Source organism: Rhizobium sp. P2_G2 (assembly GCF_056403555.1).
Window position 1 is genome coordinate 1 of record NZ_JBFUFF010000266.1, and the last position, 871, is coordinate 871.

Here is an 871-nt window from a genome sequence, read left to right on the forward strand (position 1 = left end):
CTCCTCTTCCAGCGCCTTCAGACGCTTGGCCTCGGACACTTCCATGCCGCTCCTCTTCCAGCGCCTTCAGACGCTTGGCCTCGGACACTTCCATGCCGCCGTATTTGGCTTTCCAATTGTAAAATGTCGCTTCGGAAACTCCGTGCTTGCGGCACAGGTCGGCTACCTTCGCGCCAGCCTCCTGCTCCTTCAGAACCGCAATAATCTGCTCTTCCGTAAATCTCTGCTTCTTCATGCGTCCGTCCTTCAATGGGCCGGACTCTAATCCATTCTGGAGGAAATTACCCGTGGCAGGTCATACCGCATACGACTCCTATCGGTAACCCTCAGCCTTTATCGTGGACATCTTGAGCGGCTATTTTCGCTGCCATCCGACGTGCTTCCGCATCTGTTGACGATGCTGGCGGCTGACAAGATAAAATTCGCAGTGCTACATGGTGCAAAATTGAGATATGGCCATGCTGACGTAGCAGGCTTCCGCCTGGAGATGAACATCGACGAAGACGACCTGCCGCCGGAGGATTGACCGAAAGTAAGACCGTCAGGAAACGGCGCGGTTCAGCAGTACTGCATTAAAACTCGCCGACGTACGCGCCGGCTCCCTCACATTTTCATCCCCAGTCCCAACTCCCTGTTTAAATTCCGCTGCAACTCGTATTGCCGAGATAGTTCGTATGCGGCGTCTGCGCCCCATTGATTTGTCAGTTGCAGCGGCTTGATAGGTTTGCCTGGGGGCCGGTGTGAGCTCACCGACGAGTATCTGACGAGCTCATTGTGAGGCCTTGATGCGGGCGGCGTAAGCCCATGGCATCAGAGCATCGATGTCTTTGACGAGGTGGCCGTTTGCGAGGCGGGTGAAGAGGTCGCACAG

At 55.7% G+C, this 871-nt stretch carries 1 protein-coding gene; it reads right to left on the reverse strand.

From position 1 onward, the window contains the following. On the reverse strand, positions 1 to 235 hold a 235-nt coding region (locus tag AC1D06_RS42650), incomplete at its 3' end, for a transposase (protein WP_477991624.1). Positions 236 to 871 lie beyond the last annotated feature (636 nt).